Annotated in this window: 25 protein-coding genes; 9 read left to right on the forward strand and 16 right to left on the reverse strand. The window is 63.1% G+C overall.

Features of this window, described 5'->3' with window-relative positions:
- Nucleotides 1-32: 32 nt before the first annotated feature.
- Both FJ424_RS17525 and FJ424_RS17530 read left to right on the forward strand, forming a co-directional pair.
- Complete coding sequence (locus FJ424_RS17525) at nucleotides 33-806, forward strand: ABC transporter permease (RefSeq protein ID WP_140653656.1); 774 nt, start codon at nucleotides 33-35, stop codon at nucleotides 804-806.
- Entirely contained in the window at nucleotides 803-1,600 is a 798-nt protein-coding gene (locus FJ424_RS17530; protein WP_140653535.1) for an ABC transporter ATP-binding protein, read from the forward strand. Before FJ424_RS17525 ends, FJ424_RS17530 begins: the two co-directional genes overlap by 4 nt.
- 15 nt (nucleotides 1,601-1,615) lie before the next feature.
- Here FJ424_RS17530 and FJ424_RS17535 read toward each other — a convergent pair whose 3' ends face one another.
- From FJ424_RS17535 to FJ424_RS17545, 3 genes are all read right to left on the reverse strand, one after another.
- Nucleotides 1,616-2,554, reverse strand: a complete 939-nt coding sequence (locus FJ424_RS17535; RefSeq protein ID WP_348639758.1) for a GlxA family transcriptional regulator — start codon at nucleotides 2,552-2,554, stop codon at nucleotides 1,616-1,618.
- A gap of 305 nt (nucleotides 2,555-2,859) precedes the next feature.
- Complete coding sequence (locus tag FJ424_RS34360; protein ID WP_112099240.1) at nucleotides 2,860-2,994, reverse strand: hypothetical protein; 135 nt, start codon at nucleotides 2,992-2,994, stop codon at nucleotides 2,860-2,862.
- A 349-nt stretch (nucleotides 2,995-3,343) separates the two neighbouring features.
- The gene (locus FJ424_RS17545) at nucleotides 3,344-3,529 is read right to left on the reverse strand and encodes a hypothetical protein (RefSeq protein WP_140646602.1); all 186 of its coding nucleotides are present in this window, start codon (nucleotides 3,527-3,529) and stop codon (nucleotides 3,344-3,346) included.
- A 219-nt stretch (nucleotides 3,530-3,748) separates the two neighbouring features.
- Between FJ424_RS17545 and FJ424_RS17550 the strand changes: the two genes are divergently transcribed.
- Nucleotides 3,749-4,648, forward strand: coding sequence for a LysR substrate-binding domain-containing protein (locus FJ424_RS17550; RefSeq protein ID WP_040981895.1), 900 nt, complete (start codon nucleotides 3,749-3,751; stop codon nucleotides 4,646-4,648).
- Nucleotide 4,649: 1 nt separating this feature from the next.
- On the opposite strand, the gene FJ424_RS17555 is transcribed toward FJ424_RS17550, so the two are convergent.
- Together FJ424_RS17555 and FJ424_RS33635 are read right to left on the reverse strand one after the other, a co-directional pair.
- Nucleotides 4,650-5,615 carry an alpha/beta hydrolase gene (locus tag FJ424_RS17555; protein WP_140653533.1) on the reverse strand — a complete coding sequence of 322 codons (966 nt, stop codon included), beginning with the start codon at nucleotides 5,613-5,615 and terminating at the stop codon, nucleotides 4,650-4,652.
- Nucleotides 5,616-5,926: 311 nt separating this feature from the next.
- Nucleotides 5,927-6,112, reverse strand: coding sequence for a hypothetical protein (locus tag FJ424_RS33635; RefSeq protein WP_181166902.1), 186 nt, complete (start codon nucleotides 6,110-6,112; stop codon nucleotides 5,927-5,929).
- Nucleotides 6,113-6,405: 293 nt separating this feature from the next.
- Here FJ424_RS33635 and FJ424_RS17565 point away from each other — a divergent pair, with 293 nt between their 5' ends.
- Nucleotides 6,406-7,428, forward strand: a complete 1,023-nt coding sequence (locus FJ424_RS17565) for an acyltransferase (RefSeq protein ID WP_246677275.1) — start codon at nucleotides 6,406-6,408, stop codon at nucleotides 7,426-7,428.
- 10 nt (nucleotides 7,429-7,438) lie between these two features.
- On the opposite strand, the gene FJ424_RS17570 is transcribed toward FJ424_RS17565, so the two are convergent.
- Entirely contained in the window at nucleotides 7,439-9,508 is a 2,070-nt protein-coding gene (locus FJ424_RS17570; RefSeq protein ID WP_140653531.1) for an ASKHA domain-containing protein, read from the reverse strand.
- An 89-nt stretch (nucleotides 9,509-9,597) separates the two neighbouring features.
- Here FJ424_RS17570 and FJ424_RS17575 point away from each other — a divergent pair, with 89 nt between their 5' ends.
- Nucleotides 9,598-9,840, forward strand: coding sequence for a hypothetical protein (locus FJ424_RS17575; protein WP_246677276.1), 243 nt, complete (start codon nucleotides 9,598-9,600; stop codon nucleotides 9,838-9,840).
- A 79-nt stretch (nucleotides 9,841-9,919) separates the two neighbouring features.
- On the opposite strand, the gene FJ424_RS17580 is transcribed toward FJ424_RS17575, so the two are convergent.
- From FJ424_RS17580 to FJ424_RS17615, 8 genes are all read right to left on the reverse strand, one after another.
- Nucleotides 9,920-10,894, reverse strand: coding sequence for a methyltetrahydrofolate cobalamin methyltransferase (locus FJ424_RS17580; protein ID WP_140646596.1), 975 nt, complete (start codon nucleotides 10,892-10,894; stop codon nucleotides 9,920-9,922).
- Between the two features lie 79 nt (nucleotides 10,895-10,973).
- A complete protein-coding gene (locus FJ424_RS17585; protein WP_140646594.1) occupies nucleotides 10,974-12,065 on the reverse strand; it encodes a methylenetetrahydrofolate reductase in 1,092 nt (363 codons plus the stop codon).
- Entirely contained in the window at nucleotides 12,062-12,652 is a 591-nt protein-coding gene (locus FJ424_RS17590; protein WP_140646593.1) for a methylenetetrahydrofolate reductase C-terminal domain-containing protein, read from the reverse strand. Before FJ424_RS17590 ends, FJ424_RS17585 begins: the two co-directional genes overlap by 4 nt.
- Entirely contained in the window at nucleotides 12,645-12,947 is a 303-nt protein-coding gene (locus tag FJ424_RS17595; protein ID WP_127863411.1) for a virulence factor, read from the reverse strand. The genes FJ424_RS17590 and FJ424_RS17595 overlap by 8 nt, the downstream gene beginning before the upstream one ends.
- 173 nt (nucleotides 12,948-13,120) lie before the next feature.
- A complete protein-coding gene (locus tag FJ424_RS17600) occupies nucleotides 13,121-13,699 on the reverse strand; it encodes a GNAT family N-acetyltransferase (RefSeq protein ID WP_348640125.1) in 579 nt (192 codons plus the stop codon).
- Nucleotides 13,624-13,890, reverse strand: a complete 267-nt coding sequence (locus FJ424_RS17605; RefSeq protein WP_140653529.1) for a DUF6290 family protein — start codon at nucleotides 13,888-13,890, stop codon at nucleotides 13,624-13,626. The genes FJ424_RS17600 and FJ424_RS17605 overlap by 76 nt, the downstream gene beginning before the upstream one ends.
- Nucleotides 13,891-13,943: 53 nt before the next feature.
- Nucleotides 13,944-14,726 carry a formyl transferase gene (locus FJ424_RS17610; protein ID WP_140653527.1) on the reverse strand — a complete coding sequence of 261 codons (783 nt, stop codon included), beginning with the start codon at nucleotides 14,724-14,726 and terminating at the stop codon, nucleotides 13,944-13,946.
- Nucleotides 14,727-14,821: 95 nt separating this feature from the next.
- A complete protein-coding gene (locus tag FJ424_RS17615) occupies nucleotides 14,822-15,397 on the reverse strand; it encodes a DUF4893 domain-containing protein (RefSeq protein WP_140653525.1) in 576 nt (191 codons plus the stop codon).
- Nucleotides 15,398-15,523: 126 nt separating this feature from the next.
- Here FJ424_RS17615 and FJ424_RS17620 point away from each other — a divergent pair, with 126 nt between their 5' ends.
- Nucleotides 15,524-16,438 (forward strand): NAD(P)-dependent oxidoreductase, encoded by a 915-nt coding sequence (locus tag FJ424_RS17620; protein ID WP_140653523.1) that lies wholly within the window; start codon nucleotides 15,524-15,526, stop codon nucleotides 16,436-16,438.
- 10 nt (nucleotides 16,439-16,448) lie between these two features.
- On the opposite strand, the gene FJ424_RS17625 is transcribed toward FJ424_RS17620, so the two are convergent.
- Complete coding sequence (locus FJ424_RS17625; RefSeq protein ID WP_140653521.1) at nucleotides 16,449-17,078, reverse strand: DUF1638 domain-containing protein; 630 nt, start codon at nucleotides 17,076-17,078, stop codon at nucleotides 16,449-16,451.
- 53 nt (nucleotides 17,079-17,131) lie between these two features.
- On the opposite strand from FJ424_RS17625, the gene FJ424_RS17630 reads away from it, so the two are divergent.
- Nucleotides 17,132-17,266: an entericidin A/B family lipoprotein gene (locus FJ424_RS17630; RefSeq protein WP_036258641.1), complete on the forward strand. Its 135-nt coding sequence runs from the start codon at nucleotides 17,132-17,134 to the stop codon at nucleotides 17,264-17,266.
- 85 nt (nucleotides 17,267-17,351) lie between these two features.
- Here the strand turns inward: FJ424_RS17630 and FJ424_RS17635 are convergent, their stop codons facing one another.
- Nucleotides 17,352-18,050: a B12-binding domain-containing protein gene (locus FJ424_RS17635; protein WP_140495658.1), complete on the reverse strand. Its 699-nt coding sequence runs from the start codon at nucleotides 18,048-18,050 to the stop codon at nucleotides 17,352-17,354.
- Between the two features lie 271 nt (nucleotides 18,051-18,321).
- On the opposite strand from FJ424_RS17635, the gene FJ424_RS17640 reads away from it, so the two are divergent.
- On the forward strand, nucleotides 18,322-19,896 hold the full coding sequence (locus FJ424_RS17640; protein ID WP_140653519.1) for a trimethylamine methyltransferase family protein: 1,575 nt from the start codon (nucleotides 18,322-18,324) through the stop codon (nucleotides 19,894-19,896).
- A gap of 89 nt (nucleotides 19,897-19,985) precedes the next feature.
- Nucleotides 19,986-20,675, forward strand: a complete 690-nt coding sequence (locus FJ424_RS17645; RefSeq protein ID WP_140653517.1) for a 4Fe-4S dicluster domain-containing protein — start codon at nucleotides 19,986-19,988, stop codon at nucleotides 20,673-20,675.
- Nucleotides 20,676-20,742: the final 67 nt, after the last annotated feature.

Below are 20,742 nucleotides of genomic sequence, written 5' to 3' on the forward strand. Positions count from 1 at the left end.
CCGTTCTTCCTCTTCAAGGACAGGGCCTGATGCTGCGTCCCTTGCACCCCGTTGCGCCGGGCACGCGTACCGTGCTCGGCATCGCCTTCTTCGTGCTGTTCGTGGCCTTCTGGGCATGGATCACGCTCGGCGGCCATGTGAACCGGATCTTCCTCGCCGATCCGCTGTCGATGCTGAAGGATGGCTGGCGGCTGCTCACCGAGGATCGTTTCTGGCTCGACATCCTGATCACCATCTGGCGCGTCTTCGGCGGCTTTGTGCTGGCCTCTATCGTCGCGGTGCCGATTGGCATCGCCATGGGCGCCTGGAAACCGGTCGAAGCCTTCCTCGAACCGTTCGTCTCCTTCGCCCGCTACCTGCCGGCGTCCGCCTTCATCCCGCTGCTCATTCTGTGGGCCGGCATCGGCGAACTGGAGAAGCTTCTGGTTATCTTCGTCGGCTCGGTGTTCCAGATCATTCTGATCATCGCGGTCAAGGTCGGCGGCACGAGGCGGGATCTGGTCGAGGCCGCTTATACGCTGGGCGCGACGGACAATGGCATCGTCAGGCGCGTCATCATGCCGGCCAATGCACCGGAAATCGCCGAGACGCTGCGGCTGGTGCTCGGCTGGGCCTGGACCTATGTGATCGTCGCCGAGCTGATCGGCTCGTCTTCGGGCATCGGCTACATGATCATCAACAGCCAGTCGCGGCTGGCGACGGGGCAGATCATCTTCGGCATCATTGTCATCGGGCTGATCGGGCTTTTGTCCGACTTCGCCTTCAAGGCGCTCAACCGCTGGCTCTATCCATGGAGTCTGGCGTGAGCAAGCTTCTCATCGAGGGCGTTTCGCGGACCTTTGCCGGGGTCGGGGGCGGAGAGCCGGTGCGGGCGCTGCAGCCGGTCGACCTCGCGGTCGCGGCCAATGATTTCATCACCATCCTGGGGCCGTCCGGTTGTGGGAAATCTACCCTGCTCAGGATCGTCGCCGGGCTGGAGGCGCCGAGCACCGGCCGTGTGCTGCTCGACGGCAAGGCGGTCACAAGGCCGGGACCGGACCGCGGCATGGTGTTCCAGTCCTATACGCTGTTTCCCTGGCTGACGGTCGCCGAGAACATCGGCTTCGGCCTGCGCGAGCAAGGCAGGCCCGAGCGCGAACGCAACGAGATCGTCGCTTCCTATGTCGATCTCGTCGGGCTGAAGGGTTTCGAGAACCATTGGCCGAAACAGCTGTCGGGCGGCATGCAGCAGCGCACGGCGATCGCGCGGGCGCTGGCCAACGATCCCGAAATCCTGCTGCTTGACGAGCCGTTCGGCGCGCTGGACAACCAGACGCGCGGTCTGATGCAGGAATTGCTGCTCGGCATCTGGGAGCGGCGCAAGAAGACGGTGCTGTTCGTCACCCATGACATCGAGGAGGCGATCTTCATGGCGTCGCGGGTGATCGTGATGAGTGCCCGGCCCGGCCGCATCAAGTCGGACGTGCCGGTCGACCTGCCGCATCCGCGCCATTACACGCTGAAGACCAGTCCGGAATTCTCGGAGCTCAAGGCGCAACTCACCGAAGACATCCGCGTCGAGGCGATGCGGACGGCGCAAGGGCAGTCGGTCGGGACTTGATCCGGAACCTTCGGATCAAGCAGCCAAGAGTTGCTTGCGGTCGACACGCTCCTGCTGGGGCGAACGGGCGTAGAGCTCGCGGTAGCATTTGGAGAAATGCGAGGCGGAGACAAAGCCGCAGGCGACCGCCACTTCGACTACCGGCATCGACGACTGGATCAGCAGGTGCCGGGCGCGGTCGAGCCGGATCTCCAGATAGTAGCGGGCAGGGGAGCGGCCCATCTCGGTGCGGAACAGGCGCTCGATCTGCCGCCGGGAAAGATCGACATGGTCAGCGATCTCGATCAGCGACAGCGGCTCGGAAAGGTTGGCCTCCATCAGCTCGATGATGGTCAGCACCTTGGAGTTCTGGACGCCGAGGCGGGCGCGCAGCGGCAGGCGCTGGCGGTCGGTCGGGCTGCGCACGCGGTCGGTCAGCACCTGCTCGCAGACGCGGTTGACGAGGCTCTCGTCGAAATCGTCGCCGATCAGCTTCAACATCATGTCGAGCGCGGCGGTGCCGCCGGCGCAGGTGTAGACGTTCTGGTCGACCTCGAAGAGGTCGGCAAAGACGTTGGCCTTCGGGAATGCCTCGGAAAAGCCCGGCAGGTTCTCCCAATGGATGGCGCAGCGCTTGTTGGACAACAGGCCGGCGGCGGCCAGGATATGCGCGCCGGTGCAGAGGCCGCCGACGGCGACGCCGCGATTATACTCCTCGCGCAGCCAGGCGAAGGCCGACTTGTTCTGGTAGCGCTCGACATTGATGCCGCTGCAGACGATCGCCATGTTCGGCCGATCCGGCCCGGCCATCTTCTTGCGCTCTTCCTCGAGCGAGGTGTTGACCGCGCATTCGACGCCGTTCGAGGCGCGCACCGGCTTGCCGTCTATGCTGGCCAGCCGCCACCGATAGGCTTCGTAGCCGAGCATCCGGTTGGCCGAGCGCAGCGGATCGAGCGCCGTCGCGAAGGCGATCATGGTGAAATCGGGAATGAGGAAGAATACAAACGATCTCTTGATCGGATGCTTTACGGCATTCACGGGGAAACCTCACGCAGCCATGACGCGAACAGGATGTCGCGAACAGCATAGCGACAACAGGAAAAACCATTCCTGTCAATCGGGTAGGCGGCTAAGTGAAGATTAAATTTGCGACACGGGTCGCAAATGGGCAATTCATGCAACCGAAGGGCGTGAGGACACCGACGACAGCGGCAAATGACCAAATGAAAACGCCGCCTCGGCGGAGCCGGGCGGCGTCGAATTCGGTATGCCGGATTGTCTCAGGCAATGAAGCCGAGACGGGCAGCAGCCACGGCGCCGGTCTGGCCGGGCATGGTCTTGGCGAGGCGCTGACGCTCCAAAGCGGTGGTCAGGTTCATTTCGCGGCGGGCAAACAGGCGGGCAAAAAGCTTCATTGTCATCTCCATTGGGTTGCTCAGACGGGTCGCCTTCGCTTGATGGAGTGGGGCAGCTCGTTTGCTGGCGTGGATATAGGCTCACTTCAGCAGAAACTAAATCGCAAAAACGAACCGCTTGATATGAAAAGCGACATCATTTGCGACATTTTTGGGCAAGCTGCCCAAGATTTCCTATTATTTATAAGGGTTTGATCGGCTTGTTAACCCGCTATGCGGGTGGTTCATATGCGTCATGCTGTGATCGCATGGCTGGAAAAGTCGTTTGAGTGCAAACAAAGGCGCTAAAAACAAGCAAAAGGCCTGCCGAGCTGACGCGGCAGGCCTTCAGAACTCCATACACACTTGATTACTTCGCTCCGGCCCAACTTCCGACGCCGAAGCGCAAGCCGGTCTTGGCATCGGCGGCTTCCGGCCAGCCGATATCCTTCTGCAGTTCGATCGGCAGCGCATGGATGGCGCGTTCGGTCTGGTAGCGGGCACGGGCCGCGCTGAATTCGGTCGCAAGCCGACCGATGGATGACAGGATAGACATTTCTTTCTCCTCTATGCGGGCAGGGAGGCGCCCGTCACTGCGTTAAGCCAGGTCTGTTTCAGCTTCATTTCACGTCGATTGCAGGACTGTGTCAGGGTCGTTTCATGGCTGCTTTTGGCAGCATCCTGCATCGATCGAGTTGACTATGCGCCTGGAGTGATGTTCAATCAAACGAAATGGAATGATGGATTGCATCAGAAAAATTGAAGGCAGCCTGCCATGAACGCCCCGCTCAATCATCCCTTGCCGCTGCTTGACCTCGATGTGCTGCGCACTTTCGTGGCGATCGCCGAGACCGGCAGCTTCACCACCGCCGCCAATGCGGTGTTCCGCACGCCATCGGCCGTCTCCATGCAGATCAAGAAGCTGGAGGACATCCTCGGCCGTTCCGTCTTCGCGCGCGACGCGCGTTCGGTGACGCTGACCACCGATGGCGAGATGCTGCTCGGCTATGCGCGCCGGCTGTTGTCGATCAACCGCGAGGTGGTGTCGAAATTCATCATCCCCGACATCGTCGGCGTGGTGCGGCTCGGTTCCCCGGACGACTATGGCGAGCGCGTGCTGCCGCACGTGCTGAAGCGTTTTGCCCAGTCGCATCCCTCGATCGCCGTCGACGTCACCATCGACCAGAGCATCAATCTGCGCCGCCGCATGGACGACCGCGCGCTCGACATCACGCTGCTCACCAATTCCTACAAGACCAGCGCGATCGGCGCCGAGGTGCTTTTGACCGAACCGATCGTGTGGGCAGGCGCCAAGGGCGGCTGCGCGCATCTGCGCGAGCCGCTGCCGGTGTCGCTGTGGGAAGAAGGCTGCGCATGGCGGGCAGGGGCGTTGGAAGCGCTTGGCCGCGAGGGCCGCAACTACCGCATCGCCTATATGAGCGCCCACACGGCCGGCCAGCGCGCCGCCATCATGGCCGACCTTGCAGTGGCGCCGCTGCCGAAGTCCTTCCTCGGCGACGAGATGGTCTCGCTGGGCGCCAAGGACGGCATGCCCGAGATCGGCACCTACAATCTCGCCATGGTGGTGGCGCCCGACGCAAGCGCGCCGGTGAAGGCCGTCGCCGACCATATCCGCGCGACGTTCGAACTGTTCCGGGAAACCGGCAAGTTCTGAGCTATTCGGCCGCCGGCGCCGGGCGCCCCGGGAAAGCGGCTTTCGTCCTGCGTCGCGCACGAGCCTGGCGCGCTGCTGGAACATTATCGAGGAATGCAACGATGCTGTCGCGCGCGCGGCGCGCCTCGGGCATCTCGATCAGCGGCCAGACGTGGAACATGCCTTCCTCGTAGACCAGGTCGACCTCGACGCCGGCAGCGCGGGCGCGTTCGGCGAAGATGAGATTGTCTGGTGTCAGCATGTCGCGTGAACCGGTCAGCAGCAGCGTCTTAGGCAGCACCGACAGGTCGCCGTAAAGCGGGCTGATGTGCCAGTCGGTGCGATCGAAACCGGCGCTGTAGAGCCGCACCGCTTCCAGTCCACCCGCAATACCCAGCCACGGATCCTGCCGCTCGGCTTCGAAGACTTCCGGATTTGCAAGCGAAACGTCGAGGCCGGGCGAGATCAGCACATGGCGCGACGGTGCCGGCAGGCCCTCCTCGGCGGCTATCATGGTCAGCACGACGGCCATGTTGCCGCCGGCGGAATCGCCCATGAAGACGATGTCTTGCGCCTCAGTCTCTTCGAGCATGCGCCGGTAGACGTCGCCGACCATGCCGAACATGTCATGGAAATCGTGCTCCGGCGCGATGGGGTAGACCGGCACGGTGATGCCGAAGCCGAGACGCTCGGCCATTTCGGCGATCAGCCCCCAATGGTAGGAGGTGATCTGAAAGACATAGGCGCCGCCATGCATGTAGAGGATGCGCCGGCTTTCGCCCGCCTTCGGCGCGATCTCATAGACGGGAAAGCCGTCGATCTCGGTCTCGGCGATGTCCAGCCGTGCCCTGAGCAAGGCCGGCGGATGATAATCCTCTGTCTTGCGGGCGTAGGCGATCCAGCGCTGCAGGTTCTCGGGACTGGAAAACGCCTTCTTGCGGCTGTGCCTGAGAACGAACGAAACGAGATGGCTTTTCAAACTGGGCATGCAGATACACGCACTTCGGCAGAGCCGACTAAGAGAATTCCCCCCGCTCTGCGAAGATTGTACCTCAGTTAAAAATGTCAAGGATTCACGCTGGCACATCGGCGTGATCCGATGGTGCCAGTTCTTTGTTTGCGCGATTTCGGGCGGAAGGCTACGGCGAATTGCCGAGCCTAACCGCTGCGCACGTTTCCTGGAATTGCTCTAGCGCCGCTTCGACAGCAGCGCCGCGCGCAATTTGTTGTCGACGTTCGCCGAGGCCGCGTCGCGGCCACGGCGCTTGCCGAGCAGCCTGCATTTGTCGGCGAAGGTCATCAGCGCGGTGTGCCCAGAAGCAGCGCATGAAGGGCTGCCTGCGGGTCGCTCGGCGGCGAAGCCGGCCAGCCGATATCCTTCTGGACATGCGCAGGCAGGCTGTTCAGCGCACGGATCGCCTTGTTCCTGGCGTGAGCCAGCCTGATGGTCACCCCGAAACGGCTGAGGTTGTCGTACATCGACATTTTCATCTCCCTTGAAGAGCAGCGGCGGCCGAGATTGTCCGCAGCCGCCGTTCGATGTCGGTTAAATCGCTCACGCATGTATCGGATCGATTTCGCGAAAACAGCGTTTCGGTTTCCGGATAGCGCGAATCCGGAAACATTTGCATACAAACGAATTGGACCGGCGGGCATTCCGGCTTCCATCCGGATAGAAGCTATCCGCGGGTTGACAGCAGCGCTCGGCTGCTTTGTTATTGTGCGATGCGATATCGACTGTATGCACTGCAGCATAGCGCGATCTGGACCAGAGCATCGTGACGAGCATCCACAGTATTCAATATCTGCGGGGCCTCGCCGCCTGCGCGGTGGTCTGCTTCCATGTCAGCGAACAGTTCGGCGGTCCGTTCCATGTCGGAGCAGCCGGCGTCGACGTTTTCTTCGTCATCAGCGGTTTCATCATGTGGGTGACGACGGCCGGCAGGCCGGCCGATCCTTGGCGTTTCATGGGTCGCCGGATCACCCGCATCGTGCCTCTCTACTGGATCGTCACGCTGCTGACCGCGGCAGGCATCCTGATCAAGCCGCAATTCTTCTATGGCCATTTCTTCAGTATGGCGAATTTCGTCGGCTCGCTGTTCTTCCTGCCTGTCCTGCAGGAGGGGGCGCTGCATCCCATCGTCATACAGGGTTGGACGCTTTGCTATGAGATGATGTTCTATCTCGTTTTCACCCTGGTCCTGTTCCTCGGGGAGCGCTGGCGGTTCGGCGTTCTCGTGGGCGCCCTTGTGGCCATCGTCGCGCTGCATTTCGTCTTGCCCGCGGGATATGCGCATGCCTTCACCGATCCTGTCGTGCTCGAGTTCGCGGCCGGCATCATCGTGGGGCGCTTGTGGCTCCAGGGCGCCAGGCTGCCGCTCGGAGTGGCGCTGGCGATGGCTGTCTTAGGATTTCTGCTCCTTGCGGCCAGTCCGCTGTTCGATGCCGACATGGCTCGCGCCTTGCGCTGGGGGCTTCCGGCCACGCTGATCGTGGCTGGCGCGGTGTTTGCCGAGCGGGCGCGGCTGTTCAAGCCCGCGGCCTTGCCCAGCTTTCTCGGCGATGCGTCCTATTCGATCTATCTATGGCATGTCGTGGCCGGCGTCCTGGCGACGGGTGTCGTCTTGAGGGCGGGCCTCCCGGCCGTCTTGCAGCCGGCAACGATCCTGGCCATCACGCTGGCGCTCTCGGCAGTGCTTTATCTGATCGTCGAAAAGCCATTGATCGGGCTGCTGCACCCGCGACGTCCCAAGGGCGCCGTGAAGGCAAGCACTGCCGCGGCCGCAGGGGCCGCGGAATAAGCTGAAAACGTTAGTCGCGGCCGCGTCGCGCCGCGCGCTCCTCGCGTGAACGCCGGCGTGGGGTAGCGTCGCCGGCGGTGCCGTCCTCGCTCATCGCCTTGCGCGGCGGCAGCTTCACCGCGGCCGCCAGCTTCGGGAAGGGGTCGACCTTGTTCGGCAGCGCCATGGCGTAGACGAAGTGCTCCTGGAATTTCGGCTCCAGCGCCGTCTCGATCTTCTCGATCCGGCTCACCGTCTCCTCGATCTCGCGACGGTAGCCGCGATTGAGCAGCGCCATGCGCGCGCCGGCGCCGGCGGCGTTGCCGACGGCCGAGACCTTGTCGAGGTCGCAGTCGGGGATGAGGCCGAGCACCATGGCGTATTTCGGATCGATGAACGAACCGAATGCGCCGGCGAAATGGATGCGGTCGACGTGCTCGGTGTGCTGCTTTTCCATCAACAGCTTGGTGCCGGCATAGAGTGCTGCCTTGGCAAGCTGGATGGCGCGCACGTCGTTCTGGGTGATGGTGATCCTGGGTTCGCCTTCCTTCAGCACATAAGAGAAGGTGCGGCCGTTGGGAACGATGCGCGGCGAGCGCGCGGCCAGCGATCCGTCGACGACGCCATCTTCGGAGATGATGCCGGCAAGGTACATTTCCGCCACGATCTCGATGATGCCGGAGCCGCAGATGCCGGTGACGCCGGTCGCCTGCACGCTGTCGAGGAAGCCCGGCTCGTCCGACCACAGCTCCGAGCCGATGACGCGATATTTCGGTTCAAGCGTGTCCGGGTCGATGCGAACGCGCTCGATGGCGCCGGGCGCGGCGCGCTGGCCGCCGGAGATTTCGGCGCCCTCGAAGGCCGGGCCGGTGGGCGAGGAGGCCGCGACCACACGCGTCGAGTTGCCGAGCACGATCTCGGCATTGGTGCCGACGTCGACGATCAGCATCATCTCGTCCTGGCGGTGCGGGCCTTCCGACAGGGTGACGGCGGCGGCGTCGGCGCCGACATGGCCGGCAATGCAAGGCAGCATATAGAGGCGCGCGCCCTGGTTGAGCTTCAGGCCGATGTCGGAGGCCTTGATGCGCACCGCGCCGGAGACGGCAAGCGCGAAAGGCGCGCCGCCCAACTCGGTCGGATCGATGCCGAGGAACAAGTGATGCATGATCGGATTGCCGACGAAGACGGAATCCAGGATGTCGGCGCGCTGGACATTGCCTTCGGCGCAGACCTTGTCGACGAGGCCGGAAACCGCTTCGCGCACGGCGACCGTCATGCCTTCGCGACCGTCCGGATTCATCATCACGTAAGAGACGCGGCTCATCAGATCCTCGCCGAAGCGGATCTGCGGATTGGACGTGCCGGAAGATGCGGCGACGCGGCCCGACAGCAGCGACACCAGATGCATGGCTATGGTGGTCGAGCCGATGTCGCAGGCAAGGCCATAGGCTTCGTTCTTGAGGCCGGGCCACAACGCGATGACACGCGCGATGTCGCTGTCGGCGTCCTTGTGGATGGCGGCCGTCGCGGTCCAGTTGCCCTTGCGCAGGATGCCCTGCACCTGCGGCAGCAGATAGAAATCGAATTCGAGGTTCTTGAAGCCCCAGTCCTTCATCAGGGCGATCTTGAGCCGGTCGAGGTCGCCGAGCGGCTTGTGCATGTCAGGCTCCTCGATCTCGACATAGCACATGCGGATCGCCGTATCGCGGGCGATCACCCTGGTGTCGGCGTCCTTTCGGATGGTCTGGGCGTTGATGACCGTGTCCTGCGGCACGTCGATGACGAGGTCGCCGAGGATCTGCGCCGAGCAGGAGAGGCGGCGCCGCTCAGGCAGGCCGCGCACGCGCTCGTAGCGCTCTTCCTTGGCGCCCTTGGACGAGATGTGGTCGTTGGACGAGACGATCTTGTGCTTGGCGAAATTGCCTTCCTGCACCTCGATCTGGCAGCGCCCGCAAGTGGCGCGGCCGCCGCACACGCTTTCGACATAGACGCCGAGCTGGCGCGCCGCATCGAGCACGGGCGTTCCAACGGGGAACCGGCCGCGCTTGCCCGACGGCATGAACAGCACGAGCGGATCGGTGATGTTGGGCGGAGGGTTCATGCTGGCACGCGTCTCGATGGCAATTGTCGATGCCGTTTAACGGATCGTTTTACTGTTGGGTGGAGAGTCTGCTGGTCCAGGGGCCAACCATGTCGGATCTTCTGCTTTCCGCCGTCTTCACCGCGTTCACCATGGTGCGCGTGATCAAGGGCTCGTGGCTGCGCAATCCGCAATACCTCGCCACTGGCATCCTCGGCGCGATCGTCGGCACACTGCTGCTGCACGCGTTCTGGCCTGCCTATGACGATGATTTCATCGTCGGCGGCGTAACAGGCCTCTTCGGATCGTGGGCGGGAATGGCGCTGTTCGACGCCATATTGGGCATGGCCTGAACGCAAAGCAGAGCTGTCCGGCCGCATCCACGATGCGATCGGATCAGCCTTGTTTGCGGTGCGGCTCACGATTGCGCGCTTATCCCCTGGCCATGCGGGCTTCACGGCCGCCGCGGCGACGGCCGCCATTGCCGCTGCCTTCGCCCGGCGCATTGACGGCCGTTGGAGCCGCAACGGCTTGACCGCCTTCGACCGGCTTATAATCCTTGTAAGTGCGGATCCAGTTGGTGCAGTTCTCGTCGGTGCCGTTGAGCACATTGGCGCCGCGCACGGCTTCCATTTCCTGCGGACGGACCGGGTTCATGATGGCGCTGGTCATGCCGGCGCCGATCACCATCGGGATGAAGGCGGCGTTGATGCCGTGGCGGTGCGGCAGGCCGAAGGAGATGTTGGAGAGGCCGCAAGTGGTATTGACCTTGAGCTCTTCGCGCAGCCGGCGCAGCAGCGCGAACACCTGGCGTCCGGCATCGCCCAGCGCGCCGATCGGCATCACCAGCGGGTCGACGACGACGTCATGGGCGGGAATGCCGAAATCGGCGCAGCGCTGGACGATCTTCTTGGCGACGGCGAAGCGGACGTCCGGGTCCATCGAGATGCCGGTCTCGTCGTTGGAGATGGCGACGACGGGGACGTTGTATTTCTTGATCAGCGGCAGGATGGCCTCGAGCTTTTCTTCCTCGCCGGTGACGGAGTTGACCAGCGGACGGCCCTTGGCGACCTTCAGCGCGGCCTCGATCGCGGCGGTCACCGAGCTATCGATCGACAGCGGCAGGTCGACCAGGCCTTGCACGATCTCCAGCGTCTGCACCAGAAGCGCCGGCTCGGTCGCATTGGGGTCGACGGCGGTGACGCCGGCATTGACGTCGAGCATGGTGGCGCCGCAGGCGGCCTGCTCCAGCGCGTCCTTGATGACGGTCTCGAAGTTTCCGGCCACCATTTCGGCGGCGAGCTTCTTGCGGCCGGTCGGGTTGATGCGTTCACCGATCACGCAGAAGGGCTGATCGAAGCCGATGACGATCTCTCGGGTCGCCGAGGCGACGATGGTGCGGGTCATGAAATCTCTCCGTCGGGATATAAAGAGTTCTTTATATCGTTATCTGATCTCGTTCAAGCGGATGGTGACTGCCACGCTGTCAATGCGCGGTCTTCACCATATCCACTTGGGTTTCGGTAATCTCGTCGTGCAGCAGGTGGTCGAGTCGGTCGGCGACCAGTTGGTCGTCGCGTCGGCGCTCCCGCTTCCAGGGCTGGCGGCCTTTCAGCACGCCGGATTCATCGACGATCTCGGCAACATATTCCTCCTGGCGGTAGGCCATCACATGGATGCCGGCGACGCCGGGGATTTCTTTCACCTCGTTGATGATGTCGATGCAGAGCTGCTTGCCTTCCTTCTTCTGGTCCTGCGCGCCTTCCAGCCGCTTGATCACCGCGTCGGGGATGTGGATGCCCGGCACGTTGGAGCGGATCCACTTCGCCGTCTTGGCGGAAGCGAGCGGTCCGACGCCGCAAAGCAGGAAGAGCTTTTCAGTGTGGCCGAGGTCGCGCGCCTTCTGCATGAAGGTTCTGAACATCGGCACGTCGAAGCAGTACTGCGTCTGCGCGAACTGCGCGCCGGCGGCGATCTTCTTGCCGAGATGGATCGGGCGGAAGTCGTAGGGCGGCGCGAAGGGGTTGACGGCTGCACCGAGGAAAACCTGCGGCGGCGTCGTCAGCTTGCGGCCGGACAGGAACTTGCCATTGTCGCGCATGATGCGGATGGTTTCGAGCAGCGACATGGAATCGAGGTCGAACACCGGCTTGGCGCCGGGCTGGTCGCCGGCCTGCACGCCGTCGCCGGTGAGGCACAGCATGTTGGCGACGCCCATGGCCGCGCCGCCCAGCACGTCGCCCTGGATGGCGATGCGGTTCTTGTCGCGGCAGGCGATCTGCATGATCGGCGCATAGCCCATGCGGGTGAGCAGCGCGCAGATGCCGACGGACGACATGTGACAGTTGGCGCCCGAGGCATCGACGGCATTGATGGCATCGACCCAGCCATCAAAAATCTTGGCGCGGTTGTAGACGTCTTCCGGATCGGCGCTGTCGGGTGGATTGAGCTCGGTCGTTACAGCAAACTCACCGCGGCGCAGCACGCGCTCCAGCCGGCCGCGCGATGTGTGGCCGGGCAGGGGCTCAAGCGGCAGGTGGATGCCGGCCGGGTTCTCATCGACCTGGCGGGCGGTCATGCCGAAGCTCCGGGGTTCGGGGTCGTTTCACGCGCGGCGGCGGCCTGCGCGGTCACCCGCAGCCACGCCGAGGTTTCGCGCAGCGACTGATCGACCGGCTTCTGCACGGTGAGGATATTGTCGCCATGCACCATGTTGCGCGAGCCTTCCCAGGCCTTGACCCAGACGCAAGGCATGTCCGGCTCGACCTCGCAATTGCCGTTGGCGCGCACGCCGCCGCAAGGCCCGTTGCGCAGCTGCTTGGGGCAATTCATCGGGCACGACATGCCGGTGGAGGAGAGCACGCACTGGCCGCACATGCGGCAGTCGAACATGAAGCCCTTGACCCGCTTCTCGACGAATTTCACCGGGGCTTCGACGCGGCCGTAGCCGATGCCCTTCCACAAAGGATGCAAGAGCAGGAAAATGTCGGCGAACCGGCTGTAGAACCATTCGAGCAATCGCGAATGCCGGATGGACCACAGGCGCACGGCGAAAGTGCGCTGGACGCGCCGCTGCGGCGACACGTCGGCAGGCTTGTAGTCGGATTTCGGCGCTGCCTTCTTGACCAAGGTGGCCTGGGTAACCGCCGGCTGCTTGTCAGACATTTTCTTTCCCGCCAGCCTTGACCAGAGCGACTAGCCGCTCGCGGTCATATTTCGCGTCGAGTTCCTGATAGGCCTTCTCGACCTCGGCCTCGATGTCGTCGCCGACCGGGATCGGGTCGGCCTTGCGCCATTCCGCCAGATAGTCGTCGGTGCCGCCGGCGCCGGTGCGCATGGCGCACATGTCGATCGCCTCGGTGAAACGCAGCGGCAGCTCGCGCTTGGCGTTCTGCCGGCCCTTCTTGACGATGACCTGGGCGGGGATGTCGCGCCAATAGACGACGATCAGATCGGCCATGAATTCTCACTCCTCGAGGTTGTCGAGCATTGCCGCATGCGCCGTTGGGCCGCTTGTTATGGGACGACGCGCGCGCCTTCAAAAGCGACGCTGGCGATGGCCCAAACGGAAGGGAGAAGTTCTTTGGTCGAGCATCCCCCGGTGTGCTGCACCGCTTGCTCTCGAAACTTGCCTTATTCGTAGCCGAAGCCGCTTTCCCCTAAGTCGGCGATACGCACGATCATGCTTCGTTTCGGATCGAATGGCAGGTCTACGAAATCGAAGCCGCGGCAGAAGTTTCTCACGGACTCATCAAGTGGGTGGGTAAGGACGCCAAAACAGCCGATCTCAGTGGAAAACCGAACCGCGGTCCTAAATGCGAAGAGGAGCAGTGAGCGTCCGCATCCGCGACCTTGAAAGCGGATGTCCACGGCCAGCTGGCCGAGCAACACAATCGGAATGGGATCGGGGCGATTACGCTGTGCCGACTTCGGCAGATAGGTCCGCTCGATCTGGCCGGCGCTCAGCGCAACATAGGCAGCAATCGCGCCGCTCGCCAAATCGCAGATGACGCTGGTGCGCGATGCCCCATCCAGCTGGTTGCGCCAGGCATGGCGACGAAGCCAATTGTTGAGCGACTCACGGCCGCAGTCGAAAGCATCTCTGTTGTCATCAACCGCTAGCGGTCGAGGCGAGGTCAGTCCTGCCATACGGGCCGTGACGCTGCGAGCCTTTGCAGACCAGGCAGCTTTTTCGGCGCCGATTTCGCCCAAGCCTCGAACCGCTCCCAGTCGGCTGCGGGGATCGTCACGATACGTCCATCCAACACCTCCATTTCGGCAGCTTCAACAGCCTTACGGCGGATGAAGTCGCTAAGATTGGTGTTAGCCTGACTTGCGGCGGCTTCGAGTATTTCGCGTTCGTCCAGAGTGACGCGGACGCTAAGAGGAGCCATGTTCGACATCGTAATCTCGCTTTCTGTATGACAATAGCATACAAATCGCCGAGCTGACAATGTTACCAGACGCGCTTGGTCAGGCCGGTCCAGAGGTAGAACCAGATCGTCGGGTGGTACCACTGCTTCGACGGCAGGCCAGGATCGATCGTTTCCAGTCTGCCGGCCAGCGCATTGCCGACCGCCTCGACGCAGATATCGCGGGAAAATGCTGCCTGCCGCAGCGCGTAGCTGGCGATCGTGTCGCCGGTCCTGGGCTTGCCGCGCGCCTGCTTCAGCACGCCGCCGGTGTCGACGCCGGCATCGACCAGATGCACTGTGGTGCCGAAATTCCCTCGATCGCCGGAGGCCAGCGCCCAGTAGCCGCCATTCATGCCGCGATATTTTGGCGCGATGCCAGCGTGATAGTTGAGCACCGGGCAAGGCATCTTGGCCAGCGTATCCTTCGACAGCAGCCTGCAGCCGGCAAGCAGCACAACGCCAGGATCGATGCTCACGATCCCCTTCAGGCATTCCGGCCCGTTGGCTGAAGGGACATGGATGATCGCCTGGCCTTGCCTCGGCTCGGTTGCGAGCTTCTCCTCGGCGATCAGTCGCTCGGCATGGCGAGCCAGGAAGCGCTTGCCAAGCCTGGTCAGCACCATGGTGCCGAGCTGGCCGATGGCCGAGATCCAGCCCTGGCGCCGGGCGCGGCCCATGAGCAGGCGCTTTTTGGATTCAGGGGATTCGAGGATGACGCTGACGGGGCCGACGCGATCGGCAAGCGCATTGACGATGGCCCAGATATGCGGGCCACCTTCGGTGACGACCACGATCGGTCGCGTAATCGATTCCGACGCTGCCATGGCAAGCACCCGCTCTGAAGATCGGGCGCATGCTATGCGGACCGGGTTAATCCCTGGTGTGCCGGAGGCGTTTCAGCCGGCGTCGAAGGGCCGGCTCAGCGCTTCAATTCCATGATGTCGAGCTTCGATTCGTAATAGGGCGCGGGGAATTCGATCCGCCATTCGGTGGCGCTGTTGCGGAAGGCATAGCCGACCTGGTCGCTTTCGGGGCCGCTGCCATAGGGCTTGGCCTTGTCGTCATTGACCGAGAACGAGCCGAGATAGATGGCGCGCTTGTCGCCATCGTCGAAGAAACGGCCGGCGGTGCGCTGCGAGCCGCTGATCTTCGCAAGCCGCCAGCCGGAGCCGTCGTCGGTCACCTTGCACTTGAACCAGCCATAGATGACGAGCGGGCTGATGCCGCCCGCCTTGATGGTGCGGCACTTCCAGTTGCCGGTGAGATCCTTGTCTGAGAAGGCGACGAGAGGCTTGGCTAACAGTTCATCCAGTTGCTTGACCTCGGCCGGATCGCCGGCCTTTGCCTCTTCGAGGGCCGCCTTGCGCGTCTCGCCATATTTGTCCAATCGCGCCTTGTCGGCAGCCGTGATCAGCTTCTGCACTTCGCCATCGGCAAGGGCCGGCAAAGTGAGGGCGACGAGACCGAGGGCGGCAAGGAACAGGCGAGGCATCATGAACGTGTTTCCTCAAATCAATGGCTGGAACAAAGCTCTTTCTATTGCTGGCGCACAACTTACCGGTTCGCGATCGCCTGTCATCCGTGCTTAACAGCGTGTGCTCGAAAAATGGCGGTTTGATCGATGCGAATCTTGCTCACGGGATCGTCCGGCTGGCTGGGCAGCGCGCTTAAGCCGAGGCTCGAAGCGCTCGGCCATCACGTCGTCGGACTTGATCCGGTTCCCTCGGCGCGCACCCAAGTCGTCGGCTCGATCGCGGATCGCGATCTTGTCCTGAAGACCGTCCGCGAGAACAGCATCGAGGCCATTATTCACAGTGGGGCGCTGCACAAGCCGAACATCGAGCATCATGAGACTAGCGCCTTCGTCGCCACGAATGTGCAAGGCACGCTCAACCTGCTCGACGCGGCCGTGGCCTGCGGCGTGCAGCGCTTCGTCTTCACCTCGACGACCTCGCTGATGATCTCGCAGGCGATCCGCGCCGGTTTCCGGGGTGGCGCGCGCAAGGCGGCCTGGCTGACCGAAGAGGTGTCGCCGGAGCCGCGCAACATCTATGGCGTGACGAAGCTTTCCGCCGAGCATCTCTGTCGCCTCTATCACATCGAGCATGGGCTGCCGGTGGTGGTGCTGCGCACCGCGCGCTTCTTTCCCGAGGCGGACGACATGGCACATGCCATCGAACAGTCCGATGCCAACACCAAGGCCAACGAATTGCTGTTCCGGCGGCTGACGGTGGAGGACGCGGCCGAGGCCCATGTGGCGGCCCTGGAGAAAGCGCCGAGCCTTGGCTTCGACGTCTTTATCATCTCGGCGCCGACGCCGTTCCGGCCGCAGGATTGCGTCGAGTTGATCGCCGATGCGCCGACGGTCGTCGCGCGCTATTTCCCGGACTGTTCGAGGCTCTATGCGAGGAAGGGCTGGACGATGTTCTCCTCGATCGACCGCGTCTACGATCCGTCTCGGGCGCGAGAGCGGCTCGGCTTCGTATGCAGAACGAGTTTTGCCGATGTGTTGAGGGCGCTGGAAGCGGAGGCGTGAAGACCGACCTTCAGGCGCCCTGTGCCGCCCGCGCCAGTTCGCTTGTCAAATCGCCATATCCCGTCGGCCGGCGCTCATAGGCGAGGCCGAGCATGACGGCGGCTTTCTCGGCGACCTTGTCGAGCTCCGGATCGTCGGTCTGGGCGAGATAGATCAGCTTCTCGTAATTACCGAAATAGTCCTTGATCAGTTCGGGATGCCTGTCGAGGCCGAGCGGCTTGATGAAGAAAGCCTCGAACTGGCGGCAGAGGAAGTCGGTCATATAAAACGACATCATGTCGTCGTCGGCGATCTTCGCGTAGGCGTCCATGCCCTGGTAGAAGGCAAAGCAATGCGGCCCGGCCATGCGCTCGACGCCGTGCTTCTCGATGACGCGATCGAGCAGGCCGCCGGTGCCGCAATCGGCATAGCCGACGAAAATACGGCTGTAGCCTTCCGTCTTGGCCTTCTCGATCGCCTTGTCCATCGCCGGAGCGATGCGGTCCGGATAGAAATGGAACTCGGCCGGCAGGCAGGTCAACTCGAGATGGTCGAGCTTTAGCTGTTGCTTGACGGCCAAAACTTCGCGCGCAATCATCCCGCAGGCGATGACGAGCAGCCTGTCCGTTTGATTCGATTTCGTTTTTTGCGTCTTGACCAAGTCGGGCCGGCTTTCGCTGCGGGGCTTAATATCTGTCGAGGGAGACACCGTCCATGAAACTGCTACGCATCGCGCCGATGGCCATCCTGGCCTGCGCGCTTGCCCTCACGGCCTGCGCGAACACCATCCGGGGCGTCGGCAAGGACGTCAAATCGACGGCAAGGGCGGTCAAAGACACTGTCAACTGATCGGCAGCCTCTCCCATCATCTGGGAACAAAAAAGCCGCGCTGCAAGGCGCGGCTTTTCTTGTCGATCCATCCTGATGCCTTGGGTCAGGCGGAAGCGCGAACGTTGTGCTTGCGCTTCATGTAGTCCTTGGCGGTCTCGACGGCCACCGCGGCATCGCGGCAATAGGCGTCGGCGCCGACGGCCTTGCCGAATTCCTCATTGAGCGGCGCGCCGCCGACCAGCACGACATAATCGTCGCGGATACCCTTTTCCTTCATCGTATCGATGACGACCTTCATATAGGGCATGGTGGTGGTGAGCAGGGCCGACATGCCGATGATGTCGGGCTGGTGCTGCTCGATCGCGTCCAGGTATTTCTCGACGGCGTTGTTGATGCCGAGATCGATGACATCGAAGCCGGCACCCTCCATCATCATGCCGACGAGGTTCTTGCCGATGTCGTGGATGTCGCCCTTGACGGTGCCGATCACCATCTTGCCCTGTTTCGGCGCGCCGGTGGCGGCGAGCAGCGGACGCAGGATGAACATGCCGGCCTTCATGGCGTTGGCCGAGAGCAGCACTTCCGGCACGAACAGGATGCCGTCGCGGAAATCCTCGCCGACGATACGCATGCCTTCGACCAGTGCCTCGGTCAGCACCTTGTAGGGCGCCCAGCCGCGCTCGAGCAGGATTCGCGTGCCTTCCTCGATCTCTTCCTTCAGCCCATCATAAAGATCGTCGTGCATCTGCTGCACGAGCTCGTCGTCGGAAAGCTCGGAAAGGATGATCTCGTCGTCGGACATTTCTCTCGGGCTCCTTGCTGCTCGGAATGACTGCGGCAGCCTAAAAATCGATGCGCCAATACCTAACCCGCGAGGGCAGGGCATCCATAGCTGATTTGCGACTTCCCGCAAAAGGAAAGCGACTGAAAAATTGGCGCTTTTCTTGTCGATTTTGCGACAGGCGTTGGCGCTGGCTGGCCGTTTCCAATAGGGTGCATGGCTACGATCCGGGCAAGAAGCGGCAGCGATGGGCCGCAGGCCAGTTCAGGCCAGATTTATAGGAAGAACGATCATGAGCGATAACGCGGCAGTCGAGCAGGAAGCGTCGGGCGGACGGCGCGGACGCGGCGCCAGCGGCGGCGCGGCGGCACGCCGGGCTGCCCGTTCGGGCGGCGGTCCGGGCACGCAGCTCACCTACATCAAGCGCAAGATCAACGTGTACGAGGTCCTCAAGGAGGAAGGCCTGGCGTTGATCGAGAAGAACACCGACACGGTGCTGGAAGAAATCGGCATCATCTTTCGCGACGACGCCGAAGCGCTGGCGCTGTGGAAAGAAGCGGGCGCCGACGTCAAGGGCGAGCGCGTGCACTTCCCCAAGGGCCTCTGCCGCTCGCTGCTGAAGACCGCGCCTTCGATCTACACCCAGCATGCGCGCAACCCGGAGCGCTCGGTGCAGATCGGTGGCAATGCGACGGTGTTCGCGCCGGTCTACGGCCCGCCCTTCGTGCGCGACCTCGACGGCAACCGCCGCTACGCGACCATCGAGGATTTCCAGAATTTCGTGAAGCTCGCCTATATGGCGCCATCGATCCACCATTCGGGGGGCACGGTGTGCGAGCCAGTCGACGTGCCGGTCAACAAGCGCCATCTCGACATGATCTACGCGCACATCCGTTACTCGGACAAACCGTTCATGGGCTCGGTGACGGCGCCGGAGCGGGCCGAGGACACGGTGGCGATGGCCAAGCTCGTGTTCGGCGACGACTTCGTCGAGAACAACACGGTGCTGACAAGCCTGATCAACGCCAACTCGCCGATGGTGTTCGACGAGACCATGCTCGGCGCCCTGAAAGTCTATTCGCGCCACAACCAGGCCTGCATCGTCACGCCCTTCATCCTGGCCGGCGCGATGAGCCCGGTGACGGTTGCCGGCACGCTGACGCAGGTGCTCGCCGAGGTGCTCGCCGGCGCTTCGTTCACCCAGCTGATCAGGCCCGGCGCGCCGGTGCTGTTCGGCACCTTCGCCTCGTCGATCTCGATGCAGTCGGGCGCGCCGACCTTTGGCACGCCGGAGCCGTCGCTAGTCTCCTATGGCGCGGCGCAGCTTGCACGCCGGCTCGGTTTGCCGTTCCGCACCGGCGGCTCGCTCTGCGCCTCGAAGGTTCCGGACGCGCAGGCAGCCTATGAGAGCGCCAACACGCTCAACTCGACGATCCTTGCCGGCACCAATTTCGTGCTGCATTCGGCCGGCTGGCTCGAGGGTGGTCTCGCCTCCTGCTACGAAAAATTCATGATGGATATCGACCAGCTCGGCATGCAGCAGAAGTTTGCCGAAGGCGTCGACCTGTCGGAAAACGGCCAGGCGATGGACGCCATCCGCCAGGTCGGTCCGGGCAGCCATTATCTCGGCTGCGACCACACGCAGGCGAATTTCCAGACGGCATTCTACCGCTCCAACATCGCCGACAACAATTCCTACGAGCAATGGCTGGCCGAAGGCGAGAAGACCGCCCCGCAGCGCGCCAACGAGCTCGCCCGCCGCTGGCTGGAGAGCTACGAGGCGCCGCATCTCGATCCGGCCATCGACGAGGCGCTGAAGGATTTCATCGCCAAGAAGAAGGGCTCGATGGCCGACGCCTTCACGTGAAAGGAGCCCGAGTCAGGCGGGGCTAAAGTCGCCAACATCATTCACAAGGAAGTCTGGCGGAGCGCATTCTCCGACCCGGACCGGAAGGGATGATTTTTGCGCGCGACCTGGTCGGGCAGATCGCGACCGCGCTCGCGGCCGACGGCTTGATCCTCCGTGGCGGCTTCCGTTTCACTGATGGGGAGGCTGCGCCAACCGGTCCATCAGGCGCATCCGCCAAATCTGCGCTGCTCGTCGGGCAGGCGGGCGCGGCGCCATGGCCGCATTTTCAACGCTGGCTGGGACAGCAGGAGAGGGACATCGCCAATCCGCTCGACACCTGGTCGCGCGCGGTGATCGGCGCGGTCGCGCAAGGCTGCGGCGCCCGCGCGGTGTCGCCCTCCGACCGGCCCTATCTGCCATTCCAGCAATGGGCGATGCGGGCCGAAGGGCTGAAACCGTCGCCGCTCGGCGTTCTGATGCACCCGCAATATGGGCTATGGCATGCCTATCGCGGCGCATTGCTGTTCGAGGACGAGATTTCTCTTCCCGAACCTCATGCAGCGATTCATCTCTGCGACACATGTGTCGCAAAACCCTGCCTGAAATCCTGTCCGGTGGACGCCTATTCCGGGCAGGGCTTTGCCCATGAAGCCTGTCTCGACCATGTTCGCGGCTCCCGCGGCGAGCCCTGCCGGATGGGCGGCTGCCTCGACCGCAACGCCTGCCCCTATGGCACAAGCTATCGCTATCCGCCGGAGGTGCAGGCCTTTCATATGGCGGCCTTCGCGCGGCTCTAGGAGGCAGGCTGGCCGCACGAAATCTTGAACGGCCTGGTCCGGGAATGGCTTGCCGGAACGGCGCGTG

Source organism: Mesorhizobium sp. B3-1-8 (assembly GCF_006439495.1).
GTDB lineage: Bacteria > Pseudomonadota > Alphaproteobacteria > Rhizobiales > Rhizobiaceae > Mesorhizobium.

What these genes read in the sequence shown, in the direction of transcription:
- FJ424_RS17535 (WP_348639758.1), bottom strand. Translation starts at nt 2,554, where the DNA reads ATGATCGCCTTCGCGACGGCGCTCGATCCGCTGCGCTCGGCCAACCGG.
- FJ424_RS34360 (WP_112099240.1), bottom strand. Translation starts at nt 2,994, where the DNA reads ATGAAGCTTTTTGCCCGCCTGTTTGCCCGCCGCGAAATGAACCTGACC.
- FJ424_RS17545 (WP_140646602.1), bottom strand. Translation starts at nt 3,529, where the DNA reads ATGTCTATCCTGTCATCCATCGGTCGGCTTGCGACCGAATTCAGCGCG.
- FJ424_RS17550 (WP_040981895.1), top strand. Translation starts at nt 3,749, where the DNA reads ATGAACGCCCCGCTCAATCATCCCTTGCCGCTGCTTGACCTCGATGTG.
- FJ424_RS17555 (WP_140653533.1), bottom strand. Translation starts at nt 5,615, where the DNA reads ATGCCCAGTTTGAAAAGCCATCTCGTTTCGTTCGTTCTCAGGCACAGC.
- FJ424_RS33635 (WP_181166902.1), bottom strand. Translation starts at nt 6,112, where the DNA reads ATGTCGATGTACGACAACCTCAGCCGTTTCGGGGTGACCATCAGGCTG.
- FJ424_RS17570 (WP_140653531.1), bottom strand. Translation starts at nt 9,508, where the DNA reads ATGAACCCTCCGCCCAACATCACCGATCCGCTCGTGCTGTTCATGCCG.
- FJ424_RS17575 (WP_246677276.1), top strand. Translation starts at nt 9,598, where the DNA reads ATGTCGGATCTTCTGCTTTCCGCCGTCTTCACCGCGTTCACCATGGTG.
- FJ424_RS17580 (WP_140646596.1), bottom strand. Translation starts at nt 10,894, where the DNA reads ATGACCCGCACCATCGTCGCCTCGGCGACCCGAGAGATCGTCATCGGC.
- FJ424_RS17585 (WP_140646594.1), bottom strand. Translation starts at nt 12,065, where the DNA reads ATGACCGCCCGCCAGGTCGATGAGAACCCGGCCGGCATCCACCTGCCG.
- FJ424_RS17590 (WP_140646593.1), bottom strand. Translation starts at nt 12,652, where the DNA reads ATGTCTGACAAGCAGCCGGCGGTTACCCAGGCCACCTTGGTCAAGAAG.
- FJ424_RS17595 (WP_127863411.1), bottom strand. Translation starts at nt 12,947, where the DNA reads ATGGCCGATCTGATCGTCGTCTATTGGCGCGACATCCCCGCCCAGGTC.
- FJ424_RS17605 (WP_140653529.1), bottom strand. Translation starts at nt 13,890, where the DNA reads ATGTCGAACATGGCTCCTCTTAGCGTCCGCGTCACTCTGGACGAACGC.
- FJ424_RS17610 (WP_140653527.1), bottom strand. Translation starts at nt 14,726, where the DNA reads ATGGCAGCGTCGGAATCGATTACGCGACCGATCGTGGTCGTCACCGAA.
- FJ424_RS17615 (WP_140653525.1), bottom strand. Translation starts at nt 15,397, where the DNA reads ATGATGCCTCGCCTGTTCCTTGCCGCCCTCGGTCTCGTCGCCCTCACT.
- FJ424_RS17620 (WP_140653523.1), top strand. Translation starts at nt 15,524, where the DNA reads ATGCGAATCTTGCTCACGGGATCGTCCGGCTGGCTGGGCAGCGCGCTT.
- FJ424_RS17630 (WP_036258641.1), top strand. Translation starts at nt 17,132, where the DNA reads ATGAAACTGCTACGCATCGCGCCGATGGCCATCCTGGCCTGCGCGCTT.
- FJ424_RS17635 (WP_140495658.1), bottom strand. Translation starts at nt 18,050, where the DNA reads ATGTCCGACGACGAGATCATCCTTTCCGAGCTTTCCGACGACGAGCTC.
- FJ424_RS17640 (WP_140653519.1), top strand. Translation starts at nt 18,322, where the DNA reads ATGAGCGATAACGCGGCAGTCGAGCAGGAAGCGTCGGGCGGACGGCGC.
- FJ424_RS17645 (WP_140653517.1), top strand. Translation starts at nt 19,986, where the DNA reads ATGATTTTTGCGCGCGACCTGGTCGGGCAGATCGCGACCGCGCTCGCG.